Origin of the sequence: Mycobacterium sp. RTGN6, assembly GCF_033804605.1 — a bacterium.
In the GTDB taxonomy this organism is placed as follows: domain Bacteria; phylum Actinomycetota; class Actinomycetes; order Mycobacteriales; family Mycobacteriaceae; genus Mycobacterium.
In genome coordinates this window covers 415,211-434,257 of record NZ_JAPZKZ010000005.1, presented here as the reverse complement: position 1 = coordinate 434,257, position 19,047 = coordinate 415,211, and the positions used below count along the sequence as shown (strand labels likewise).

General features: G+C 67.9%; 14 protein-coding genes, 1 tRNA gene and 1 pseudogene. 11 read left to right on the top strand and 5 right to left on the bottom strand.

All coding sequences use genetic code 11. The annotated features are described in order from the left end of the window. Positions 1 to 361: MspA family porin (locus SLQ33_RS15460; protein ID WP_319454736.1), on the top strand; the 361-nt coding region annotated here is incomplete at its 5' end. 151 nt (positions 362 to 512) lie between these two features. Here SLQ33_RS15460 and mscL read toward each other — a convergent pair. Further along, on the bottom strand, positions 513 to 962 hold the full coding sequence (mscL, locus tag SLQ33_RS15455; protein WP_319454735.1) for a large-conductance mechanosensitive channel protein MscL: 450 nt from the start codon (positions 960 to 962) through the stop codon (positions 513 to 515). Positions 963 to 1,097: 135 nt separating this feature from the next. Here mscL and SLQ33_RS15450 point away from each other — a divergent pair, with 135 nt between their 5' ends. Further along, complete coding sequence (locus SLQ33_RS15450; RefSeq protein ID WP_319454734.1) at positions 1,098 to 1,313, top strand: hypothetical protein; 216 nt, start codon at positions 1,098 to 1,100, stop codon at positions 1,311 to 1,313. 5 nt (positions 1,314 to 1,318) lie between these two features. Here the strand turns inward: SLQ33_RS15450 and SLQ33_RS15445 are convergent, their stop codons facing one another. Both SLQ33_RS15445 and SLQ33_RS15440 read right to left on the bottom strand, forming a co-directional pair. Then, positions 1,319 to 1,975: an SAF domain-containing protein gene (locus SLQ33_RS15445; protein WP_319454733.1), complete on the bottom strand. Its 657-nt coding sequence runs from the start codon at positions 1,973 to 1,975 to the stop codon at positions 1,319 to 1,321. Positions 1,976 to 2,047: 72 nt separating this feature from the next. Beyond that, entirely contained in the window at positions 2,048 to 2,413 is a 366-nt protein-coding gene (locus SLQ33_RS15440; RefSeq protein ID WP_319454732.1) for an FmdB family zinc ribbon protein, read from the bottom strand. A gap of 62 nt (positions 2,414 to 2,475) precedes the next feature. Here SLQ33_RS15440 and SLQ33_RS15435 point away from each other — a divergent pair, with 62 nt between their 5' ends. Further along, positions 2,476 to 3,162, top strand: a complete 687-nt coding sequence (locus SLQ33_RS15435; protein WP_319454731.1) for an HNH endonuclease family protein — start codon at positions 2,476 to 2,478, stop codon at positions 3,160 to 3,162. On the opposite strand, the gene SLQ33_RS15430 is transcribed toward SLQ33_RS15435, so the two are convergent. Beyond that, positions 3,159 to 3,776, bottom strand: a complete 618-nt coding sequence (locus tag SLQ33_RS15430) for a 5-formyltetrahydrofolate cyclo-ligase (protein ID WP_319454730.1) — start codon at positions 3,774 to 3,776, stop codon at positions 3,159 to 3,161. The two genes, SLQ33_RS15435 and SLQ33_RS15430, sit on opposite strands and share 4 nt — an antisense overlap. A gap of 56 nt (positions 3,777 to 3,832) precedes the next feature. Between SLQ33_RS15430 and SLQ33_RS15425 the strand changes: the two genes are divergently transcribed. From SLQ33_RS15425 to SLQ33_RS15400, 6 genes are all read left to right on the top strand, one after another. After that, positions 3,833 to 4,747 (top strand): UTP--glucose-1-phosphate uridylyltransferase, encoded by a 915-nt coding sequence (locus SLQ33_RS15425; protein WP_319454729.1) that lies wholly within the window; start codon positions 3,833 to 3,835, stop codon positions 4,745 to 4,747. A 46-nt stretch (positions 4,748 to 4,793) separates the two neighbouring features. After that, positions 4,794 to 6,071 (top strand): gephyrin-like molybdotransferase Glp, encoded by a 1,278-nt coding sequence (glp, locus tag SLQ33_RS15420; RefSeq protein WP_319454728.1) that lies wholly within the window; start codon positions 4,794 to 4,796, stop codon positions 6,069 to 6,071. An 8-nt stretch (positions 6,072 to 6,079) separates the two neighbouring features. Continuing rightward, positions 6,080 to 6,733 carry a GNAT family protein gene (locus SLQ33_RS15415; RefSeq protein ID WP_319454727.1) on the top strand — a complete coding sequence of 218 codons (654 nt, stop codon included), beginning with the start codon at positions 6,080 to 6,082 and terminating at the stop codon, positions 6,731 to 6,733. 134 nt (positions 6,734 to 6,867) lie between these two features. Then, on the top strand, positions 6,868 to 8,031 hold the full coding sequence (gene glpR / locus SLQ33_RS15410) for a gephyrin-like molybdotransferase receptor GlpR (protein ID WP_319454726.1): 1,164 nt from the start codon (positions 6,868 to 6,870) through the stop codon (positions 8,029 to 8,031). Positions 8,032 to 8,074: 43 nt separating this feature from the next. Further along, a tRNA-Ala gene (locus tag SLQ33_RS15405) sits at positions 8,075 to 8,147 on the top strand. A gap of 177 nt (positions 8,148 to 8,324) precedes the next feature. Further along, entirely contained in the window at positions 8,325 to 10,049 is a 1,725-nt protein-coding gene (locus SLQ33_RS15400) for a sulfate permease (RefSeq protein ID WP_319454725.1), read from the top strand. Here SLQ33_RS15400 and SLQ33_RS15395 read toward each other — a convergent pair. Beyond that, positions 9,985 to 11,235, bottom strand: coding sequence for a Fic family protein (locus tag SLQ33_RS15395; protein ID WP_319454724.1), 1,251 nt, complete (start codon positions 11,233 to 11,235; stop codon positions 9,985 to 9,987). The two genes, SLQ33_RS15400 and SLQ33_RS15395, sit on opposite strands and share 65 nt — an antisense overlap. A gap of 360 nt (positions 11,236 to 11,595) precedes the next feature. On the opposite strand from SLQ33_RS15395, the pseudogene SLQ33_RS15390 reads away from it, so the two are divergent. Further along, positions 11,596 to 15,957 (top strand): annotated as a pseudogene (locus tag SLQ33_RS15390) (type I polyketide synthase); the annotation flags it as partial. After that, on the top strand, positions 15,952 to 19,044 hold the full coding sequence (locus SLQ33_RS15385) for an amino acid adenylation domain-containing protein (RefSeq protein ID WP_319454755.1): 3,093 nt from the start codon (positions 15,952 to 15,954) through the stop codon (positions 19,042 to 19,044). The pseudogene SLQ33_RS15390 and the gene SLQ33_RS15385, both read left to right, overlap by 6 nt. The last annotated feature ends 3 nt before the right edge of the window (positions 19,045 to 19,047 follow it).

Here is a 19,047-nt window from a genome sequence, read left to right as displayed (position 1 = left end):
CTACCAGATCGGCTTCCCCTGGTCGCTGGGCGTGGGTATCAACTTCTCCTACACCACGCCGAACATCCTGATCGACGACGGCAACATCACCGCGCCGCCGTTCGGCCTCGAGTCGGTCATCACCCCGAACCTGTTCCCGGGTGTGTCGATCAGTGCTGACCTGGGCAACGGCCCGGGTATCCAGGAAGTCGCGACGTTCTCCGTCGACGTGGCCGGTGCTGCCGGTGGCGTCGCGGTGTCCAATGCTCACGGCACGGTGACCGGTGCTGCCGGTGGCGTGTTGCTGCGTCCGTTCGCTCGGCTCATCGCCTCCACGGGTGACTCCGTCACCACGTACGGCGAGCCCTGGAACATGAACTGACATTCCCTAGTTCGCGAAACAGCCCCCGGCGTCGGCCGGGGGCTGTTTCGTTTGGTGGGGTGGTTTGACCCCCTCCGCCGAGACTGCGGGCAGATCACATCCGAGGCCTGAATCGTGATCTGTCTGCAGTCTCGACGAGGGTGGCAGCGGCTCAGTCCCTGTCGGCGCTGGTGATCTTCGCGGTGTCGGGGCTGGGGCCGGTGCCCGGGCCCGTGACGTGTTCACCCTCGGTACCCGCCAGCAGATTGCGGATCTCGGTCAACAGGCTGAGCTCGGTGTCCTGGGCCTGCTCTACCTCGCCCTTCTTGCGCAGCCGGTTGTACGGCATCACGACGAGGAAGTAGACGACGGCCGCCACCAGGACGAAGTTGATGGCCGCGGACAGCACGACGTTCAGGTCGATGGTCTGGCCGCCACCGATGCCGATCTTGAGGAGGCCGTATTCGGCATCGCCGCCCGCGCCGATGCGGTCGATCAACGGCTGGATGACGCTTTCGGTGAACTTGGTAACCAGTCCGGTGAACGCGGTACCGATGACCACCGCGACGGACAGGTCGACGATGTTGCCACGAGCGAGGAATTCCTTGAAGCCCTTCAACACGAGCGGTTCCTTCCTTGGGGTTGGACGAGGCGGCATGTCAACGCTAGTCCGGCCAGTCGCTGCGAGTGCCGAACTACGGTGCTAACTTTTCACCGGAAAAGCCTTGACGTGTGGACCATCTGGGGAGCGATTCGAATGACGAAGCGGGTGTGGTTGTCGGTAACGGCTGTGCTGATGGCGATTTCGGCGCTCTCGCTCGGGCCGGCCGCCGCAGAGCCGGTGACTCCGGTGCCGCCGCCACCTCCTGCCGCCACGTCGAGCACGGACGACCTGGCCGACATGGTGCTGGACGCGATCCAGCACGGCGCGCCCGCGCCCACTACGACCGCGGTGCCCGCTCCGCCGCGCTGAGCCCGTCAGTGGAAGGTCAGCGTGACGGCCTGCGAGAGCGAGGCCGCTGCCGCGTCCACGGCCTGCTGAGCGGGCAGCGCGACGAGCACCACACCCTCGCCGCCACCGGGGGCCTTCGTGGTCGCGGACGTCAGCACGACGACGGCGCCACGGGCCAGCACCCGTGGTGTCGTCTGCTCGTCGCCGCCCTGCGCGTCGACGGCCAGCACGTCGACGACGTCGCCCGGTCTGACCAACTCGAGCAGCGCGCCGTCGGCAAGGTGCAGGGGGACGATGCGCGCGTCGGGCCCCGCGGTGGCCTCGGCCAGTCGTGGGCTGAGCAACCGCACGTCGGTGAGTACCTCGCCCCGGCGTGCCGGACCCGCCAGTGTGGACCCGACCAAGTCGGTGATGGCGGTCTGGAAGCCATCGGGAACCGTGGTGGCAGAACGTGATTCGATGCTGACGTCATCAGGCCCGAGCTCGACGCCCGGCGTCAGGTCACGTGCGGCGACGACGACGTCGGTGGTTCCGGTCGACGGGTCCGGCCGCAGCGCGGCGACCGCCGCGAGGACGACCAGGCCGCCCGCGGCCGCGCGACGCGCCGCGACGGTGCGCGTCCAGTCAGGACGCAGCCCGAACCAGAGCCGGGTCAGTGGTGACGGATTGAGCGATTGCCCCATTGCGCCCACGTTAGGCAGCGGGCGACCCAGGAGACAGGGCTAGCGAGCGGGCCTGTGGATAACCCGCGGCGGCTAGTTGGAGGCGGCGGCCGGAGTCGACTTGGCCGGCGACGACGAGCTCGACGACGAGTCGGACGAACTGGACGACGAGGAGTCCGACGAGGACTTGGTGGTGCTCGACGACGAGTCGGACGAATCCGACGAGCTCGAGCTCGACGACTCGCCGCTGGAGCTCGAACCGTTGGTCGCGCTCTTGACCGATTCGCGGTTGTCGGTGCGGTAGAAGCCGCTGCCCTTGAACACGACGCCCACCTTGCCGAAGAGCTTGCGCAGCCTGCCCGCGCACTTCGAGCACGTGGTCAACGCATCGTCAGTGAACGCCTGAACCGCGTCGAAGCGGTTGTCGCACTCCGTGCAGGCGTAAGAATAGGTCGGCACAAAAACCTCCGAGTTGGTCAAACTACTTAGCACTCTACCGGCTCAAGTGCTAGAACCGCTACGTGACCCGGGCCATTCCCGTCCTGCTGACGGTGATCGCGTTGGGCGTCGCCCTGGGCTGCTGGTTGTACTTCCGCGAACCGTCCGAGCGGGCGCCGATGCCGTCCGCGCGGTCGACTCCCGCATACGACCAGGCGAGGGTGGATGCCGTGCGCTTGCCGGTCAAGGGGTGGGACCGCGAGACAGACTTCCGTCGTGGCGCGTTCGGTGAGGCGTGGAGCGACGACGTCAACGTCGAGTTCGGGCACAACCGGTGCAACACCCGCGACGACGTACTGCGCCGCGACCTGGCGGAGGTCGTCGTGCGGCCCGGCACCTGCTACGCCCAGAGCGGGACGCTGCACGACCCGTACGGCGGCAGCACGATCGCCTTCACCCGCGGGCCGACGACCTCCGATGCGGTGCAGATCGACCACGTGGTGTCGCTGTCGGACGCCTGGTACAAGGGCGCGCGCCAGTGGACCGACCAACGCCGCCGCGACTTCGCCAACGATCCGCGCAACCTCATCGCCGTCGGCGGAAAGGCGAACTTCGACAAGGCCTTTCGCGATGCGGCCAGCTGGCTCCCGCCCAACGAGGCGTTCCGGTGCGAGTTCGTGGCTCGGCAGGTCGAGGTGAAGACTGCCTACGGGCTGTGGGTGTCGGCCAAGGAGAAGAACGCGATCACCGACGTGCTCGCCGACTGCTAGGCGCTTCCGCCCAGCGTGACGAGGCCACCGCCCGGAGTCAACGCGTGCGTCATCGGGACGTCGTGATCCTCGTGCGGCAATCGGTCGACGAGTTCGTCGTCGCGGACGATGGCCACCAGCCAGGCCGCCCCGTCGGCCAGCGCGAGCGAGCGGTCGTAGAAGCCGGCGCCACGCCCGAGCCGGGCGCCGCGATGGTCCACCGCGAGCGCGGGCACGACCACGATCGCCGCCGCGGCGATCGCCTCGGGCGGCAGCCAAGGAGCGTCGGGTTCGCGCAGCCCGAACGGCGCCTCGATGAGCCTGCCCGGTCGATACTCACCCCACGCCAACGGCTGTGGAGTGCCTGCCACTTCACGGGCAACGGGAAGCAGCACGCGCACGTCGACCCCGACGAGGGCATCGAGTAGGTCCGGCGAACCGGGTTCGGACCCGACTGGCACGTATGCGCACACCGTCGTGCCTGGTCGTACCGCGGCCAGGAGGTGGTCGCAGAGCGCCGCCGCCTCCTCCGCACGCTGCTCGCGGGAGACCGGACGACGCGCGGCAACGATCGCGGCGCGCCACGCCGCCTTCGTCGTCGGATCGCCGTCCACGGCGTCAACGATGTCACCCATCACAGAAGCTGGGACTTGCGAGGTTGTATTCGGACGATGACGTTATGGTGTGAGCGATGGAGACACAGGCTCAGGTGCGGATTCCGCGTACCGCCGTCGTTCCGGCCGCTGGCCTGGGGACGCGGTTCCTGCCCGCCACCAAGACCGTGCCCAAGGAGTTGCTCCCGGTCGTCGACACACCCGGTATCGAGCTGGTCGCCGCCGAGGCAGCCCAGGCCGGGGGCGAGCGGCTCATCATCGTGACGTCGGAGGGCAAGGACGGCGTCGTTGCGCACTTCGTCGAGGACCTCATCCTCGAGGGCACGCTGGAAGCCCGCGGCAAGCACGTGATGCTGGAGAAGGTCCGTCGCGCACACGGTCTCATCAAGGTCGAGTCGGTGGTACAGGCTCAACCGTTGGGCCTCGGGCACGCCGTCGGCTGCGTCGAGTCGGTGTTGCTGCCCGACGAGGACGCCATCGCGGTGTTGTTGCCCGACGACCTGGTGTTGCCCACCGGTGTGCTCGAGACGATGTCGAAGGTGCGCGCCAAGCGTGGTGGCTCGGTGCTGTGCGCCATCGAGGTGCCGCGCGAAGAGATCAGCGCCTATGGCGTCTTCGACGTCGAGGTCGTTCCCGACGCGGCGAACCCAAATGTGTTGAAAGTCCTTGGCATGGTGGAGAAGCCGAAGGCCGAGGACGCGCCGTCGCTCTACGCGGCGGCTGGCCGATACGTGCTCGACCGGGCGATCTTCGACGCGCTGCGGCGCGTGCAGAAGGGCGTCGGTGGCGAGATTCAGCTGACCGACGCCATCGCGCTCTTGATCGCCGAGGGGCACCCGGTGCACGTCGTCGTTCATCGCGGTCGCCGACACGACCTGGGAAATCCCGGCGGCTACCTCAAGGCTGCGGTTGACTTTGCGTTGGAACGCGACGACTACGGGCCGGAGCTGAGGCGCTGGCTGGTCGAGCGATTGGGCCTGGACGCACGCTGAAGCACTGACGCGGGCGCCTGGCCGACGGACTGCAGAAAGGCGCACATTGCGTTCGGTGGAGGAGCAGCAGGCTCGGGTGGCTGCCGCCGCGGTAGCGCCCAGACCCGTGCGAGTAGCCATTGCCGAGGCGCAGGGACTGATGTGCGCGGAGGAGGTCGTCACCGAACGACCGCTGCCCGGGTTCGATCAGGCCGCCATCGACGGCTACGCGGTGCGCAGCGTCGACGTGCTCGGCGCCGAGCCCATCGGTGACGCCGACGGAGACGACGACGCCGGTGCGGGCGACGTCCGCGACGTCAGTCTGCCCGTCATGGGGCTGATCGAGGCGGGCGACAAGACCCCCAGCCGGCTGCAACCGCGTCAGGCCGCGCGCGTGCAGACCGGGGCTCCGATGCCGACCCTGGCCGACGCGGTGCTTCCGTTGCGCTGGACCGACGGCGGCGAATCCCGGGTGCGGGTGCTGCGCAGCGTGCGGTCGGGTGCCTACGTGCGGCGCACCGGCGACGACGTACAACCCGGTGACGTGGCGGTGCGGGCGGGCACGATCATCGGTGCGGCTCAAGTGGGGCTGCTGGCGGCCGTCGGACGGGAGCGCGTGCTGGTGCATCCGCGGCCGCGGCTGTCGGTGATGTGCGTCGGCGGTGAACTCGTGGACATCTCGCGCTCGCCGGGCAATGGGCAGGTGTACGACGTCAATTCGTATGCGTTGGCGGCGGCGGCCCGCGACGCGGGCGCGGAGGTGAACCGCGTCGGGATCGTCGAGACGGCGCCGAAGGAACTGCGCGACGTCGTCGAGGGACTGATCAACCGGTCCGAGGTGATCGTGATCGCCGGCGCCGTGGGTGGCGCGGCCGCCGAGGAAGTGCGGGCGGTGCTGGCGGAGCTCGGCGAGGTCGAGGTCGCGCGGATCGCCATGCATCCCGGGTCGGTGCAAGGCTTCGGACAGCTGGGCCGCGAAGGGGTGCCGGTGTTCCTGTTGCCCGCCAATCCGGTCAGTGCGCTAGTGGTGTTCGAGGTGATGGTGCGGCCGCTGATCCGCATGTCGCTAGGCAAGCGCGCACCGATGCGGCGAGTGGTGCAGGCGCGCACGCTGTCGCCGATCTCGTCGGTGGCGGGGCGCAAGGGCTACCTGCGCGGCCAACTGATGCGCGACCAGGAGACCGGCGAGTACCTGGTGCAAGCGCTCGGAGGGGCGCCGGGCGCGTCGTCGCACCTGCTCGCCACGCTCGCCGAGGCGAACTGCCTGGTGGTCGTTCCCAGCGAAGCCGAACAGGTCCGTACCGGCGAGATCGTCGACGTCGCTTTCCTCGCCCAACGGGGCTGAGGACTGACGTGAACCTCTGGCGCTCGACCTCCGCCCACCCGGGATGGCCGAAGTCGGTCGGCCCGATCAGGGTGCCCGCCGGGCTGGTGCGCTTGCGTCCGGTGCGGTTGCGCGACGGTGCGGCGTGGAGCCGGATCCGGCTGGCCGACCGTGCTCATCTGGAACCGTGGGAGCCGGTCGCTGAGGTGAATTGGGAAGTGCGCCACTCAGTTTCGTCGTGGCCATCGATGTGCTCGGGGCTGCGGGCCGAGGCCAGGCGCGGCCGCATGCTGCCGTATGCGATCGAACTGGACGGTGAGTTCCGCGGCCAACTCACCATCGGCAACGTCACGCACGGCGCGCTGCGCTCGGCGTGGATCGGCTACTGGGTGGAGAAGGCGGTCAACGGGGGAGGAGTGGCTACCGCCGCGCTGGCGTTGGGGCTCGACCATGGATTCGGTGCGGTGATGCTGCACCGCATCGAGGCGACGGTGCGTCCGGAGAATCTCGCGAGCCGGGCGGTGCTGGCGAAGGCAGGGTTTCGCGAGGAGGGGCTGCTGCAGCGGTATCTGGAAGTCGACGGCGCGTGGCGCGACCACCTGCTGGTGGCGCTCACCGTGGAGGAGTTGTCGGGTTCGGCAACATCCGCGCTGGTGCATGCGGGTCGGGCCAGCTGGACCTGATCCTGTTGCAGATGTGACATATGGGACTGATGTGCTTGCTACTGGTGAATTACAGGTGTGTAATTGACCTCGGCGCGTCGCCCCCGGAGGCGCTGGTCACAGACTTAACCTAAAGGGGAAAGGAGCCCGGCGACATGCCAAGCATCCCCCAATCCCTGCTGTGGATTTCTCTCGTCGTGCTCTGGCTCTTCGTGCTCGTTCCGATGTTGGTCAGCAAGCGTGAGAACGTCCGTCGCACCAGCGACGTGGCGCTGGCCACGCGCGTGCTCAACGGCGGCGCCCGCGGCGCCCGGCTGCTACGCAAGCGCGGCCCCGCCGCCGGGCACCACAGCGATCCGCACTGGCGACACAGCCAAGACCTCGACGACGCCGACGAGTACGAAGGCGACGACGACGTCACGGCGCCGCGCAAGACGATCGTGCTGGCGGCGACCGCGGTGTCGACCGAACCCGACTACCTCGACGTCGACATCGTCGACGAGGACTCAGGTGCGCTGCCCGTCGGCGGGTCGGCCGTTCAGTCCGAACTCATGCTCGACCTCGACCTGGACGACGCCGAGGACGAAGTGGGCACGCCCGACGAGGTCGACGACGTCGTCGAGGAGGTCGTCGCCGAGGACGAGGTCCAGGAGTACGACGACTCGACCGCCGCGATCCGCACCGTGTCCGAGGTGGACTTCGAACCCGACGACCTCGACAACCTAGACGAGCTCGAGGGCCTCGACGCCGAAGCCGACGAGGACACCGACACTGACTCCTACGAGCCGGTCGCACCCGACGGCACCGAACACGACTACGAGTACGTCGACGACTCCTCGGGACTGGAAGCGGTCTCGGAAAACGAACCGCAGCTTGCCGATTCGATGGCGCACGCCCGTCGCAACCGCTACGAGTCCAAGACCGCCGCGGCCGTCAGCGCGCGCAAGTACAGGTTCCGCAAGAACGTGCTGTTGGTGATGGGTGTCGCGCTGGTCGCCACCGCCGTCGTCGCGTTCGTGGTGACGCCAACGATGTGGTGGGCGTGCGGTTCGGTCGGCGCGGTGACGCTGCTGTACCTGGGTTACCTGCGCCGCCAGACCCGCATCGAAGAGCATGTGCGCCGTCGTCGGGCGCAGCGCATGGCCCGGTCGCGGCTCGGCGTCGAGAACACCCAGGACACCGAGTTCGACGTCGTGCCGGCGCGGCTTCGCAGGCCGGGATCGGTGGTGCTCGAGATCGACGACGAGGACCCCATCTTCGAGCACCTCGAGGACGTGGAGTACGCGGAGTACCACCTGGCCCGGGCGGCTGGCCAGTAGTTTTCGGTCGGGGGTCGGTGGCTGATAGCCTGTACCGGCACTAGGGGCTATGGCGCAGTTGGTAGCGCGTCTCGTTCGCATCGAGAAGGTCAGGGGTTCGAATCCCCTTAGCTCCACGTAACAGTCCACGTCGTATGAGGTGCGGCAAGTCTTCGCTCAACGCGCCGCGGGAAAGTCCTACCGCCTGCCACGGCGTCAGCTCATGTTGACGCTCGGGAATCGACCTGCGCCGGGCACTGCAAGTCTCGGTCGGCTACACACTATTCTCGCGCATTCAGCGCACTATCTCTCCTATGACGTCACCGAGGACTTCGCCGGCAAGCTGGTCGACGCTGACGCCGGGGTTGCGCCAGCTCCTGAATTACCAGCGCGGTTGGTTGCGCGGCGACGTACTCGCCGGCGTCACAGTGGCGGCGTACCTCGTTCCGCAGGTGATGGCGTACGCGACGGTCGCGGGTCTGCCCGCCGTCGCTGGCCTGTGGGCGGCGTTGGTGCCATTGGCCGTGTATGCGGTGCTCGGGTCATCACGGCAGCTGTCGGTCGGACCGGAATCCACGACCGCCCTCATGACGGCGACCGCGCTGGCGCCGCTGGTGGCAGGCGACCCCGCCCGCTATGCCGTGCTCGCGGCGGTGATGGCAGTCCTGGTCGGCGGGTTCTGCCTGCTGGGCGGGCTGCTGCGGCTGGGCTTTCTGGCTGACCTGCTGTCGCGGCCGGTCCTGATCGGCTACATGACCGGGGTGGCGGTCATCATGATCGGCGGACAGCTGGGCAAGGTGACCGGCGTGGCCGTCGAGGGCGACGAATTCGTCGACCAGGTGCGGAGTTTCGTCGCAGGTGTCGGTGGCGCCCACTGGCCGACCGTCGCACTCGCTACGGCCGTGCTGGTGATGCTGCTGGCGATCGGGCGGGTGGCGCCGAAGTTCCCCGGCGCCTTGGTGGCTGTCTTGGCGGCGACCGCCGCGGTGGTGGTCTTCGCGCTGGAAACCCGGGGGATCCGCGTCGTTGGTGAGATTCCAGCGGGCCTGCCGACGCCGAGTGTGCCGATGCTCCCCGCCGCAGAGCTGCTGGCGATGCTGATTCCCGCGGCTGGAATCGCGGTGGTGGCCTTCTCCGACAACGCGCTGACCGCCCGCACCTTCGCGTCGCGGAAGGGCGAACACATCGACGCCAATGCCGAACTGCGGGCGCTCGGAATCTGCAATGTGGCAACAGGTTTGACGCATGGCTTCCCGGTCAGCTCGAGCGGGAGCCGGACCGCGCTCGGGGACGCGGTGGGCAGCCGGACCCAGATGTATTCATTGGTGGCGTTGGCCTCGGTGATCGCGGTGATGTTCCTCGGACGCGGCCTCCTGGAAAACTTCCCGACCGCGGCGCTCGGCGCCTTGGTGGTGTTCGCCGCCCTCCGGCTCATCGATATCGCGGAGTTCCGCAGGCTCGGCAGGTTCCGCCGCAGTGAACTGCTGCTAGCGTTGGCCACCACCGCCGCGGTGCTCGGGTTCGGCGTGCTCAACGGCGTGCTGGTGGCCATCGCGCTGTCCATCCTCGATCTCCTACGGCGGGTGGCCCGACCGCATGACGGCGTCCTCGGCTTGGTGCCGGATGTGGCCGGGATGCACGATCTCGACGACTATCCCGACGCACGGCCAGTGCCGGGACTGGTGGTCTACCGGTATGACGCGCCGCTGTTCTTCGCCAACGCCGAGGATTTCCGCGAACGCGCCATGGCGGCGGTTGCGGAGAATCCGGAGGGCGAGCCGCCGATCGAATGGTTCGTGCTCAATGCCGAAGCCAACGTCGAAGTCGACCTCACCGCGGTCGATGCACTCGACCAGTTGCGCCAAGACCTCGAGGCGCGCGGCATTGTCTTCGCGATGGCGCGGGTCAAGCAGGACCTGCGTGACCAGCTCGATGCCGCCGGATTGGTCGAAAAGATCGGTGAGAACCGCATTTTCATGACACTGCCGACGGCAGTCGAAGCCTTCCATGATCGCGCCACTGGGCGGCCGCCGGACTAGCGCCGGCTCGTTCGGCGAATTCATCGAGCGCGGCGAGGACGTCTGGTGCGCGCCACGCCCGGTTGCGGGCGCGGTCGGTGAACTCGACGACGATACCCGCAGAGGCGAGCGGGTCGACGTACCGACGGGCGTTGCCGGTAGTGATTCCGAGCTCGCGCTGCAGCGTCAGTGCGTTGAACACCGGCTGTCGGATCAGTAGGTCGGCGACGCGGTGGATCGCCGAGTCGCGGCGCGCGGTGATCTGTGTGTTCCAGCGCTCGCGTATCGACCCCAGGTCGGCCACTAGGTGACGACCGTTGATGACGGCGAGAACCGATGCCGCGGAAAGCCGTTCGACGATCGGTGCGGGATCGCCTGTGCGGTAGGCGCCCAGCGCTTGAAAGTAGGCGTCGGTGTTGGTCAGCAAGCCCGCCGAGACGGGAACGGTGATCTGTCGGGTCAACCGCTTGTTGCGCAACATCGCTTGCGCGAGCGCCCGTCCCGTGCGTCCGTTGCCATCGGTGAAGGGGTGGATCGTCTCGAATTGCGCGTGGGCGATCGCGATCTGGGGCAGGGCCGGGACGTCGCCGCGGCGGGTGAAGGTCAGCAGGTCGGCGATGGCAGGCCGAACCCGCTCGTGGCGCGGAGCGACGAAGTCGGCACCGCGTGGGCCGAAGGTGCCACCACCGACCCAGACCTGTTCGGTGCGCCATCTGCCGCTCTGGTCGGGATTGCTCTTGCGCATCAGCGCGGCGTGCATGGCCAGGATGGCGTCGTCGTCGATCCGATCGGCCAACGCCACGGCGGCCTTCATCGCTTGGGTGTTGCTGACGATGAGCGCGGCGTTGCGGCGACCGCTGTCGCCGAGTATCTCTGCTTCGGCGATGGCTCGCGCCGAGGCCGTGAGGTTCTCGATGTTGGAGCTTGCCGCAGACTCCGAACGGAGCAGCACCGCGGCGAACGGGGCGATCTCGTCTCCGAGTTCGGCGTCGAACCGCGCGATTTCGTGGCTGGCTTCGTCGGCGTCGGCGAGGACACCGCTCGGCAAGGTCAATGTCAGGTTGGCGATCGCGGCGGGTACCGCTGCGCGGTATTCACCGGCTTGCTTGCGTGCCGCTCGCAGCTCGGCCAGCCCGTAGCCTGCCTCGCTGGGCATCGCCCAGTGCAGCGTCTCGTAGCCGATCGCCGTGCCGCCAAGTGATGCCACACTCCCACGATAGCATCACTTAATTGTCTAACTGATGCTATCAGGGCAGGGAGGCGTCACCTTCTTCGCAATCTAGCGGGTCGTTTGGGCGTCGAAGTCGAGGCGGTCGGCGAGCGCGAACCCTACGAATTGTCCGAAGAGGTGCGCGCGCGCCAGCGAAGCCGCACAATATTGACGCGTGCGTTCGTGACTGCGGGTGGGTGAAATGATGTCCGACGGCATGACCTGGGGCGATGGGCTGAAATTCAGCCCTGATGGGTACGTCGCTGTCTCGGGTTGGCCCCGGGGTATCGACGATTCTGGCGACGACTTCGGCATGTCGGAAGCAGTTCAGTCGTGACGGCGACCCGGGGCTTCGCGATGCTGGGGTACGCGCTTCGTTTCCCCGGCGCCGCCGATGCCGGTGAATTCTGGCAGCTCATGGCGGACGGCCGAGAGGCGACATCGGTCGTGCCGGGCGATCGGTGGGATGCCGACGAGTTCTACGACCCCGATCCGGACGCGCCAGGAAAGATGGTGGCCCGCCGCGCGGGATTCGTCGATGACGTCTCGGGCTTCGATGCGCCGTTCTTCGGGGTATCGGCGCGTGAGGCCATGTTCATGGATCCGCAGCACCGGCTGATGCTCGAGACGACGTGGTCGGCGATCGAACACGCGGGGATGGCGCCCTCGGGGTTGGCGGGCACGGCGACCGGCGTCTTCATGGGACTGTCGACGCACGAGTACGCGGGCATGATGATCCGGCTATCCCGGTTGGAGGACATCGACTTCTATTCGGGAACCGGCTGTTCGGCCGCCGCGGGTGCGGGACGGATCAGCTTCCGGCTCGGCTTGAAGGGCCCGGCCGTGATCGTGGATACGGCGTGCAGCTCGTCGTTGGTGGCATTGCATCAGGCCTGCCAGGCGCTGGACTCCGGCGACTGCGACCTGGCGTTGGTCGGCGGGGTGAACGTGATTCTGACCCCGATCCCGATGATCAACTTCTCGCGGGCACGGATGTTGGCCCCCGACGGGCGGTGCAAGACGTTCGACGCAGCCGCCGACGGCTATGTGCGAGGCGAGGGTTGTGGCGTCGTGGTGCTCAAGCGCATCGATGACGCACGACGCGACGGCGATCCGATTCGGACGGTGATACGGAGTACCGCCGTCAACCAGGACGGCGCGTCCGGCGGGCTGACGGTACCGAATGGCATTGCGCAGCAAGAAGTCATCGCCATGGCACTGCGCCGGGCCGGTGTCGAGGCAGCCGACGTCGACTATCTGGAAGCGCACGGGACGGGCACCTCGCTGGGCGATCCGATCGAAGTGCAGGCCGCCGGTGCGGTGTTCGGCGAGGGACGAGACCCGGACCGGCCGTTGCTGATCGGCTCGGTGAAGACGAACATCGGGCATTTGGAGGCCGCCTCCGGCATTGCCGGCCTTATCAAGGTCGCACTCGCGCTGGAACACGAGGTGCTGCCCAAGCATCTGCACTTCACCGAGCCGTCGCCGTACATCCCCTGGGACAGGTTGCCGGTTCGAGTCGTCGAGGAGGCCACGGCCTGGCAACGCAACGGACGGCCGCGGATCGCCGGGGTGAGCTCGTTCGGATTCTCTGGAACCAATGCGCATGTGGTCGTCGAGGAGGCGCCCGCCGTCCGCTCCGCTGCGGACGGCCCCGCCGAATCTGGTCGCGGTGAGCATCAGCTGCTGCCACTCTCGGCGCGGACGCCCGAGGCCTTGGCAGCGCTGGCATCGCGGTATCGCGACTGGATGGACGCGAATCCGGATGTGGCGCTTGCGGATATCTGCGCGACGGCCGGGGCCGGACGCTCGCACTTCGAACACCGCGCCGCCTTGGTGGTGGATTCGCGCGGCCGAGCGCGACGTCTGCTCGGCGCACTGCAAGAGGACCGTCCGGCTCCCGGCTTGACGCGGGGGAGCTCCAGTGACCGTCCCAAGACCGCGTGGCTGTTTCCTGGACAAGGCAGCCAGTTCCCGGGGATGGCGCGGACGTTGTTCGAGAGCGAACCCGTCTTCCGCGACACCGTGCTGCGGTGCGCCGACGTCCTCGACGGGGTGTTGCCGCGGTCCCTGATCGAGGTGATGTTCGACACCGGCCCGCAGGGCGAAGAGGTGTTGCGCAACACCACCTTTGCCCAACCCGCGCTGTTCGCCGTGGAGCTGGGTCTGGCCCGGTTGTGGCAGTCGTGGGGCATCCAGCCGGACGTCGTGGTGGGGCACAGCGTTGGCCAGTATGCGGCGGCGTGTGTCGCCGGCGTCTTCGGCCTCGACGACGGCGCGCGGCTGATCGCCGAACGAGGCCGCCTCTTCGGCACGTTGCCGGCCGGGGGCCGCATGGTTGCGGTCTTCGCCAACGCCGACAAGGTCGAGCAGTGCGCGGCGGAGTACCCTCGGTTGTCGATCGCCGCATACAACGGCGCCAGCACCGTGCTGTCCGGGCCAGACGAAGACACCGAGCGCGCGGCAGCCGCGTTCACGGATGCGGGCATCCGATGTGAGTGGCTGCAGACCAGTCATGCCTTCCACTCCGCGCTGCTCGACCCCGTGCTCGACGAGTTCGAGTCGTACGCAAGCAATGTCGAATACTCGCCGCCGCAAGTGACGTTCGTCTGCAATCGCACCGGCGAGGTGCTGACACGGCGAAGTCGCCTCGATGCTCAGTACTGGCGCAGGCACGCACGCCAGCCGGTCCGCTTCGCCGACAGCGTGGCCACGCTCGCGGACCAGGGTTGCACGGTGTTGATCGAGCTTGGGCCGCAACCGATTCTGACCGCGGCGGCCATGCGGGTCTGGCCCGACGCCGCGCCGGCGCCGCACACCATCGCGTCGTTGCGCCGCGGAACCGATGACCGGCGTTCCCTGACCGAGGCGGTTGCGGCTGCATACACATCCGGGCACCGGCTGGATTTCGCCGGTAGGTGCACTCGACCGAACCGACCAATTGACCTGCCCACCTATCCGTTCCAACACCGCACCTACTGGTTCCCGGCGTACACCGCTCCGGACCTGAACAGTCGCGCGCGCGCCGGAGCGTCCTGGTCGGGCGAATCCGGAACGGACGTCCCTCGGTCCTCGGAAGCCGCCGAAGCTCCGCCGATGCAGGTGCGGACCACCGATTGGCTCCTCCAGGGACCGCCCGAGCAGCGGTTGACCCGCATCACCGATGTCATCGTCGCCGAGCTCGCCAACGCCCTGCGCACGTCCGTCGCCGAGCTCGACCCACACGCCGAATTCGTCTCTCTGGGGATGGATTCCCTTACGGCGATGGACCTGCGGCGCCGACTGCAAGCAGCGCTGGGCACCGAGCTTCCCGCCTCGCTGTTGTTCGCTCACCCGACCGTCACGGCACTGGCCGAAGGGCTGCTCGCGGAGTGGCTGGACAACTCGTCCGACCAGGAGAAGCGGCAGGTCGCCATTCCCCGCGCGTCCCGGGACGGTGAACTACCCCTTTCGCATGCACAGGAGCAGTTGTGGTTCCTGCACGAACTGCTGCCGTCGTCGAGTGCCTACCACGTGGCCGCTCGGATCGACATCCCCGGCCCGGTGGATCACCATGTGCTGCAACGCAGTTTCGACGCGGTGATGGCGAGGCACGAGGTCTTGCGCACGACATGCCGCAGCGTGGAGGGTGTTCCGCAGGCAGTGCTCGGGACGCCGCAGCCGTTCGAACTGCCCTTCGAGCGGGTGTCTGAAGCGGATGTCGCCGCGGTCGCGGAGCGGGAAGCAGCGGTCCCCTTCGACATCACAGTGGGGCCGCTGCTGCGAGCCCGACTCTTGGGCCTCGGCGAGCAACGCCACGTGTTGGTGCTCACGATGCATCACATCGCCACGGACGGTTGGTCGTTCCGGGTCCTGCTGCGCGATCTCGGCCTCATCTACCAGGCCCTGGAACGCGGCGATCCGATACCGCTTGCCGAACTGCCGATTCAGTACGCGGACTACGCCCAGTGGCAGCGAGCTCGACTGCGCGGACCCGACTTCGACGCGCAGCTCGACTTCTGGCGCAACGATCTCGCCGGCGCACCCCCACTCGAGCTCGACACCGACCGGCCCAGACCCAAGACACCGACCTTCCGCGGTGCGAGGACGCAGTTCGCGCTCGGGTCCGAAAGCGCCAGCGCGCTGCGTGACCTGTGCCGCGCCGAGAACGTCACGGTGTCGGTGCCGCTGCTCGCGGCGTTCGCCGCCGTACTGGCCCGCTACTCGGGTCAGGACGACGTCGTGGTCGGTACCCTGACCGCGAACCGCACCAGAGTCGAAACCGAGGACTTGATCGGGCTCTTCGTCAATGCGCTTCCGGTGCGAATCCGACTCGACGGCGATCCCGACGGCACGAAGTTGCTCAGTCGAATTCGGCAGCGCATGGTCGACGTCCTGGCGCACCAGGACGTGCCATTCGATCTGATCGTCAACGCGACGGCCCCGAACCGCGACGCCAACCGCAACCCACTGTTCAGCGTTCAACTCGTCGTGCAGCCCGCGGTCGGCGGCGCCGAACTGAGCGGCCTCGGCCTCGAGGTCGCCGAGATCGGCACGCATACCGCGAAGCGCGATCTCACGTTCACGTTCGTCGACGACGACCAACTGAGCGGGCACGTCGAGTACGCGGCCGAACTGTTCGACGCCGTGCGCATCGACCGGATGATCGCCCACTTCCAGGTGGTCCTCGACGCGATGGTGTCCGACCTCGGACTGCGATTGTCCGAACTTCCGATGTTGACCGACTCCGAATCGTCCTACTACCAGCCCATTTCGTCACCTCGTACGACGGCGGCCCGATCGGTGTGGGAGCTCTTCGAACTGACGGTCGACCGGGCGCCGGACGCCGTGGCGGTGACCGTTGCCGGCCGATCATTCACGTATCGCGAGCTCGACGCCGCGTCCAACCGACTCGCCCGGCGGCTGAGAAGCCGAGGCGTCGACGTAGGCAGTGCCGTGGCGCTGTGTGTGGGCCGAACGGTCGCGATGGCGATTGGAATGCTCGGCATACTCAAGGCGGGTGGCGTCTACGTGCCGATCGATCCGTCGTACCCGAAGGATCGCGTCGACGACATGCTCGCCGAGGCGGGCGTGGTGTTGCTCCTCGGTGAGGACGACGTCGATGGTGGGGAAGTCCGTCAGGAGTCTGCGGAGCGACTCGAACCCGTAACGGCGCCTGACGATCTCGCATACGTCATGCACACGTCCGGGTCGACGGGTAGGCCGAAGGGCGTCGCGGTCAGCCACGGCAGCGTGGTGGAGTACGCCGAGACCCTCGGCCGAGAGCTGGGCATATCCGCCGAGGACGTCTATCTCGAGACGGCGTCGATCTCGTTCTCGTCGTCGATCCGGCAGCTGTTGGTCCCGTTCGCCGTCGGCGCGCAGGTCGTGATCGCCACCACCGAGGAGCGTCGTGACGCGGCGGAACTTCTCCGGCGAATCAGCGAATCACGAGTGACCGTCGCCGATCTCGTTCCGACGGTGGTCCGCGGGCTGGTCGACGCGGCGGCCGGCACCACACCACCGCCAAATGGACTCAGGTTGTTGCTCACCGCGAGTGAGCCGCTGCGCCTCGGAGTGGTGCGTGCCTGGCGTGAGCGGTTCGGCGGTGGCACCACGTGGATCAACATGTACGGCCAGACCGAGACCACCGGGATCGTCAGTGTGCACCGGGTCGGTGAGCCGGACGGGGGCGATCAGTGCATCGTGCCCATCGGGCGCCCTCGTGGCAACGTGTCGATGTACGTGCTGGACAAGGTGATGCGTCCCGTTCCGCCGGGTGTGTCCGGCGAACTGTTCATCGCGGGCCCGGCGTTGGCGCGCGGGTATCTCGGCGATCCGGAACTCACCGCTGAGCGGTTCGTGCGCGCTCCGTGGAATGCCGACGAACGGTTGTACGCCAGCGGCGACGTGGTGCGGCTGGGATGGGACGGCACCATCGAATACCGCAACCGCACCGATCGACAGGTGAAGATTCGCGGCCTGCGCGTGGAACCGGCCGAGGTCGACAGGGTGCTGCTCGAGCATCCGGGCGTACGCGAAGCCGTCACCGTGGTCCAGGGCCCCGACGGGGACGGGAGCGTGCTCGTCGCCTACTTCGCACCGCAGGGGACGCCGGTATCGGTGGGTGAGCTGCGGGCCCACGCGCGGCGGCAACTCCCCGAGCACATGGTGCCCTCGGCATTCCTCGCCATTGACCGCCTGCCGCAAACGCCCAACGGCAAGCTGGATCTGGCAGCCCTGCCGGTCGTGGCGATCACGCGGGACCAGGAGGTCGAGTACGTCGCACCCCGAGGGGACGTCGAAGAGGCGCTCGCGTCGATCTGGCGCAGCATCCTGGACGTCGAGCAGATCGGCGCGGGCGACAACTTCTTTGCCCTTGGTGGGCATTCTCTGCTTGCGGCACAGGTGCGTTCGCGGATCCGCCAGCACCTGGGAGTCGAACTCTCGTTGGACGTGCTCTTCGACGATCAGACACTGGCCGGCCTTGCGCGACGAATCGAGGAGACCGCGACGGGCACCGTGGAGGCACTGCCGCTTCGGCCGGCCGCTCGCGGCCACGAGATGCCGGCTTCCCATGCGCAGGAGACGATGTGGCGCGCCGAACGCGAGGACCCCGGATCAGCCGCACACTGGATCGACGTGTCGATCAGGATCACCGGCCCACTCGACGCGGCGGTGATCGTACGTGGTGTTCAGGACGTCGTGGCGCGGAACGAACTGTTGCGCACGACCTTCCGGGCCTCCGAAGACTCGTCGACGGCGATGTTGACTCAGGTGATCCTCGACTCGTACGTGCCCGAGGTCCCGATCACGGACGGCGTTTCCGACGGCCGCTCGCCCGACGCGCGGGATTGGCGAGACCTCGGCACCCAACCGCCGTTTCGGGCCGACGTCATGCGCGTCGCCGACGACCATCACGTGCTTCGGCTGCGCGTGCACCGCATCGTCGCCGATGGGTATTCGATGCGGCTGCTACTGGGCGAGCTTGGCGGACTGGTCGCCAGTTCGCTTGGGTTCGACGACTTTCCCGTGCTGGACGGGCAGTTGCAGTATGCCGACTACGCGGTCTGGGAGCGGTCCTGGCTGACCGGTGATGCGCTGACGAGGCGAGTCGACCACTTCCGCCGACAGTTCGCAACGGCGGACCTGCCGGCTGCCCTACCCACCGACCACCCGCGCACCGATCAGCCGCACCGACGCGGATGCCAGTTCGCCTTCGAGTTTCCGCCCGCGGTTGCGGCCGCCGCGCGGGCGCTGGCCGTGCTCGAGCAGGCGTCGCTGTACTCGGTGCTGCTCGCGGCCTTCGCGAGGGCCGTGGGCACCTACGCGGACCAATCCACGGTGGTCATCGCCGCACCGCTGACCAGACGCACCGATCCGGCGATGCAGCTCATGATCGGGCCATTCATGAACACCGTCCCGCTGCGTATCGACCTCGACGCCGGGACGGATCTGCCCGGGCTCGTCCGAGACGTCAAGACCACCGTGCTAGGCGCCCTTTCGAACCAGGACGCGCCGTGGCATCTCGTGCTCGCCGCGCTGGCGGAACAACACGGACCGAGTGCGCTCGGCATCGGCGAGCTCTGTTTCCTGATGGACGACCCGGTGCCAGGCGAGCTCACGGCCGGTGGACTCTCCGTATCCCGCATCCCGCCCGCCCCCATCGTCCTACGCCGCGAGTTGACGGTCGCGATGAGTACCAAAGACGACCAGCTCACCGGAACGGTGACGTACGACGGGGCGCTCTTCGAAGAGACGTCGATCGCAGGCATCGTATCGAATTTCATTGCGGCCCTGACTGTGTCAGACGTCGAGAAAGTCTAGCCC

What these genes read in the sequence shown, in the direction of transcription:
- SLQ33_RS15450 (WP_319454734.1), top strand. Translation starts at nt 1,098, where the DNA reads ATGACGAAGCGGGTGTGGTTGTCGGTAACGGCTGTGCTGATGGCGATT.
- SLQ33_RS15445 (WP_319454733.1), bottom strand. Translation starts at nt 1,975, where the DNA reads ATGGGGCAATCGCTCAATCCGTCACCACTGACCCGGCTCTGGTTCGGG.
- SLQ33_RS15430 (WP_319454730.1), bottom strand. Translation starts at nt 3,776, where the DNA reads ATGGGTGACATCGTTGACGCCGTGGACGGCGATCCGACGACGAAGGCG.
- SLQ33_RS15425 (WP_319454729.1), top strand. Translation starts at nt 3,833, where the DNA reads ATGGAGACACAGGCTCAGGTGCGGATTCCGCGTACCGCCGTCGTTCCG.
- glpR (WP_319454726.1), top strand. Translation starts at nt 6,868, where the DNA reads ATGCCAAGCATCCCCCAATCCCTGCTGTGGATTTCTCTCGTCGTGCTC.
- SLQ33_RS15400 (WP_319454725.1), top strand. Translation starts at nt 8,325, where the DNA reads ATGACGTCACCGAGGACTTCGCCGGCAAGCTGGTCGACGCTGACGCCG.
- SLQ33_RS15385 (WP_319454755.1), top strand. Translation starts at nt 15,952, where the DNA reads ATGTTGACCGACTCCGAATCGTCCTACTACCAGCCCATTTCGTCACCT.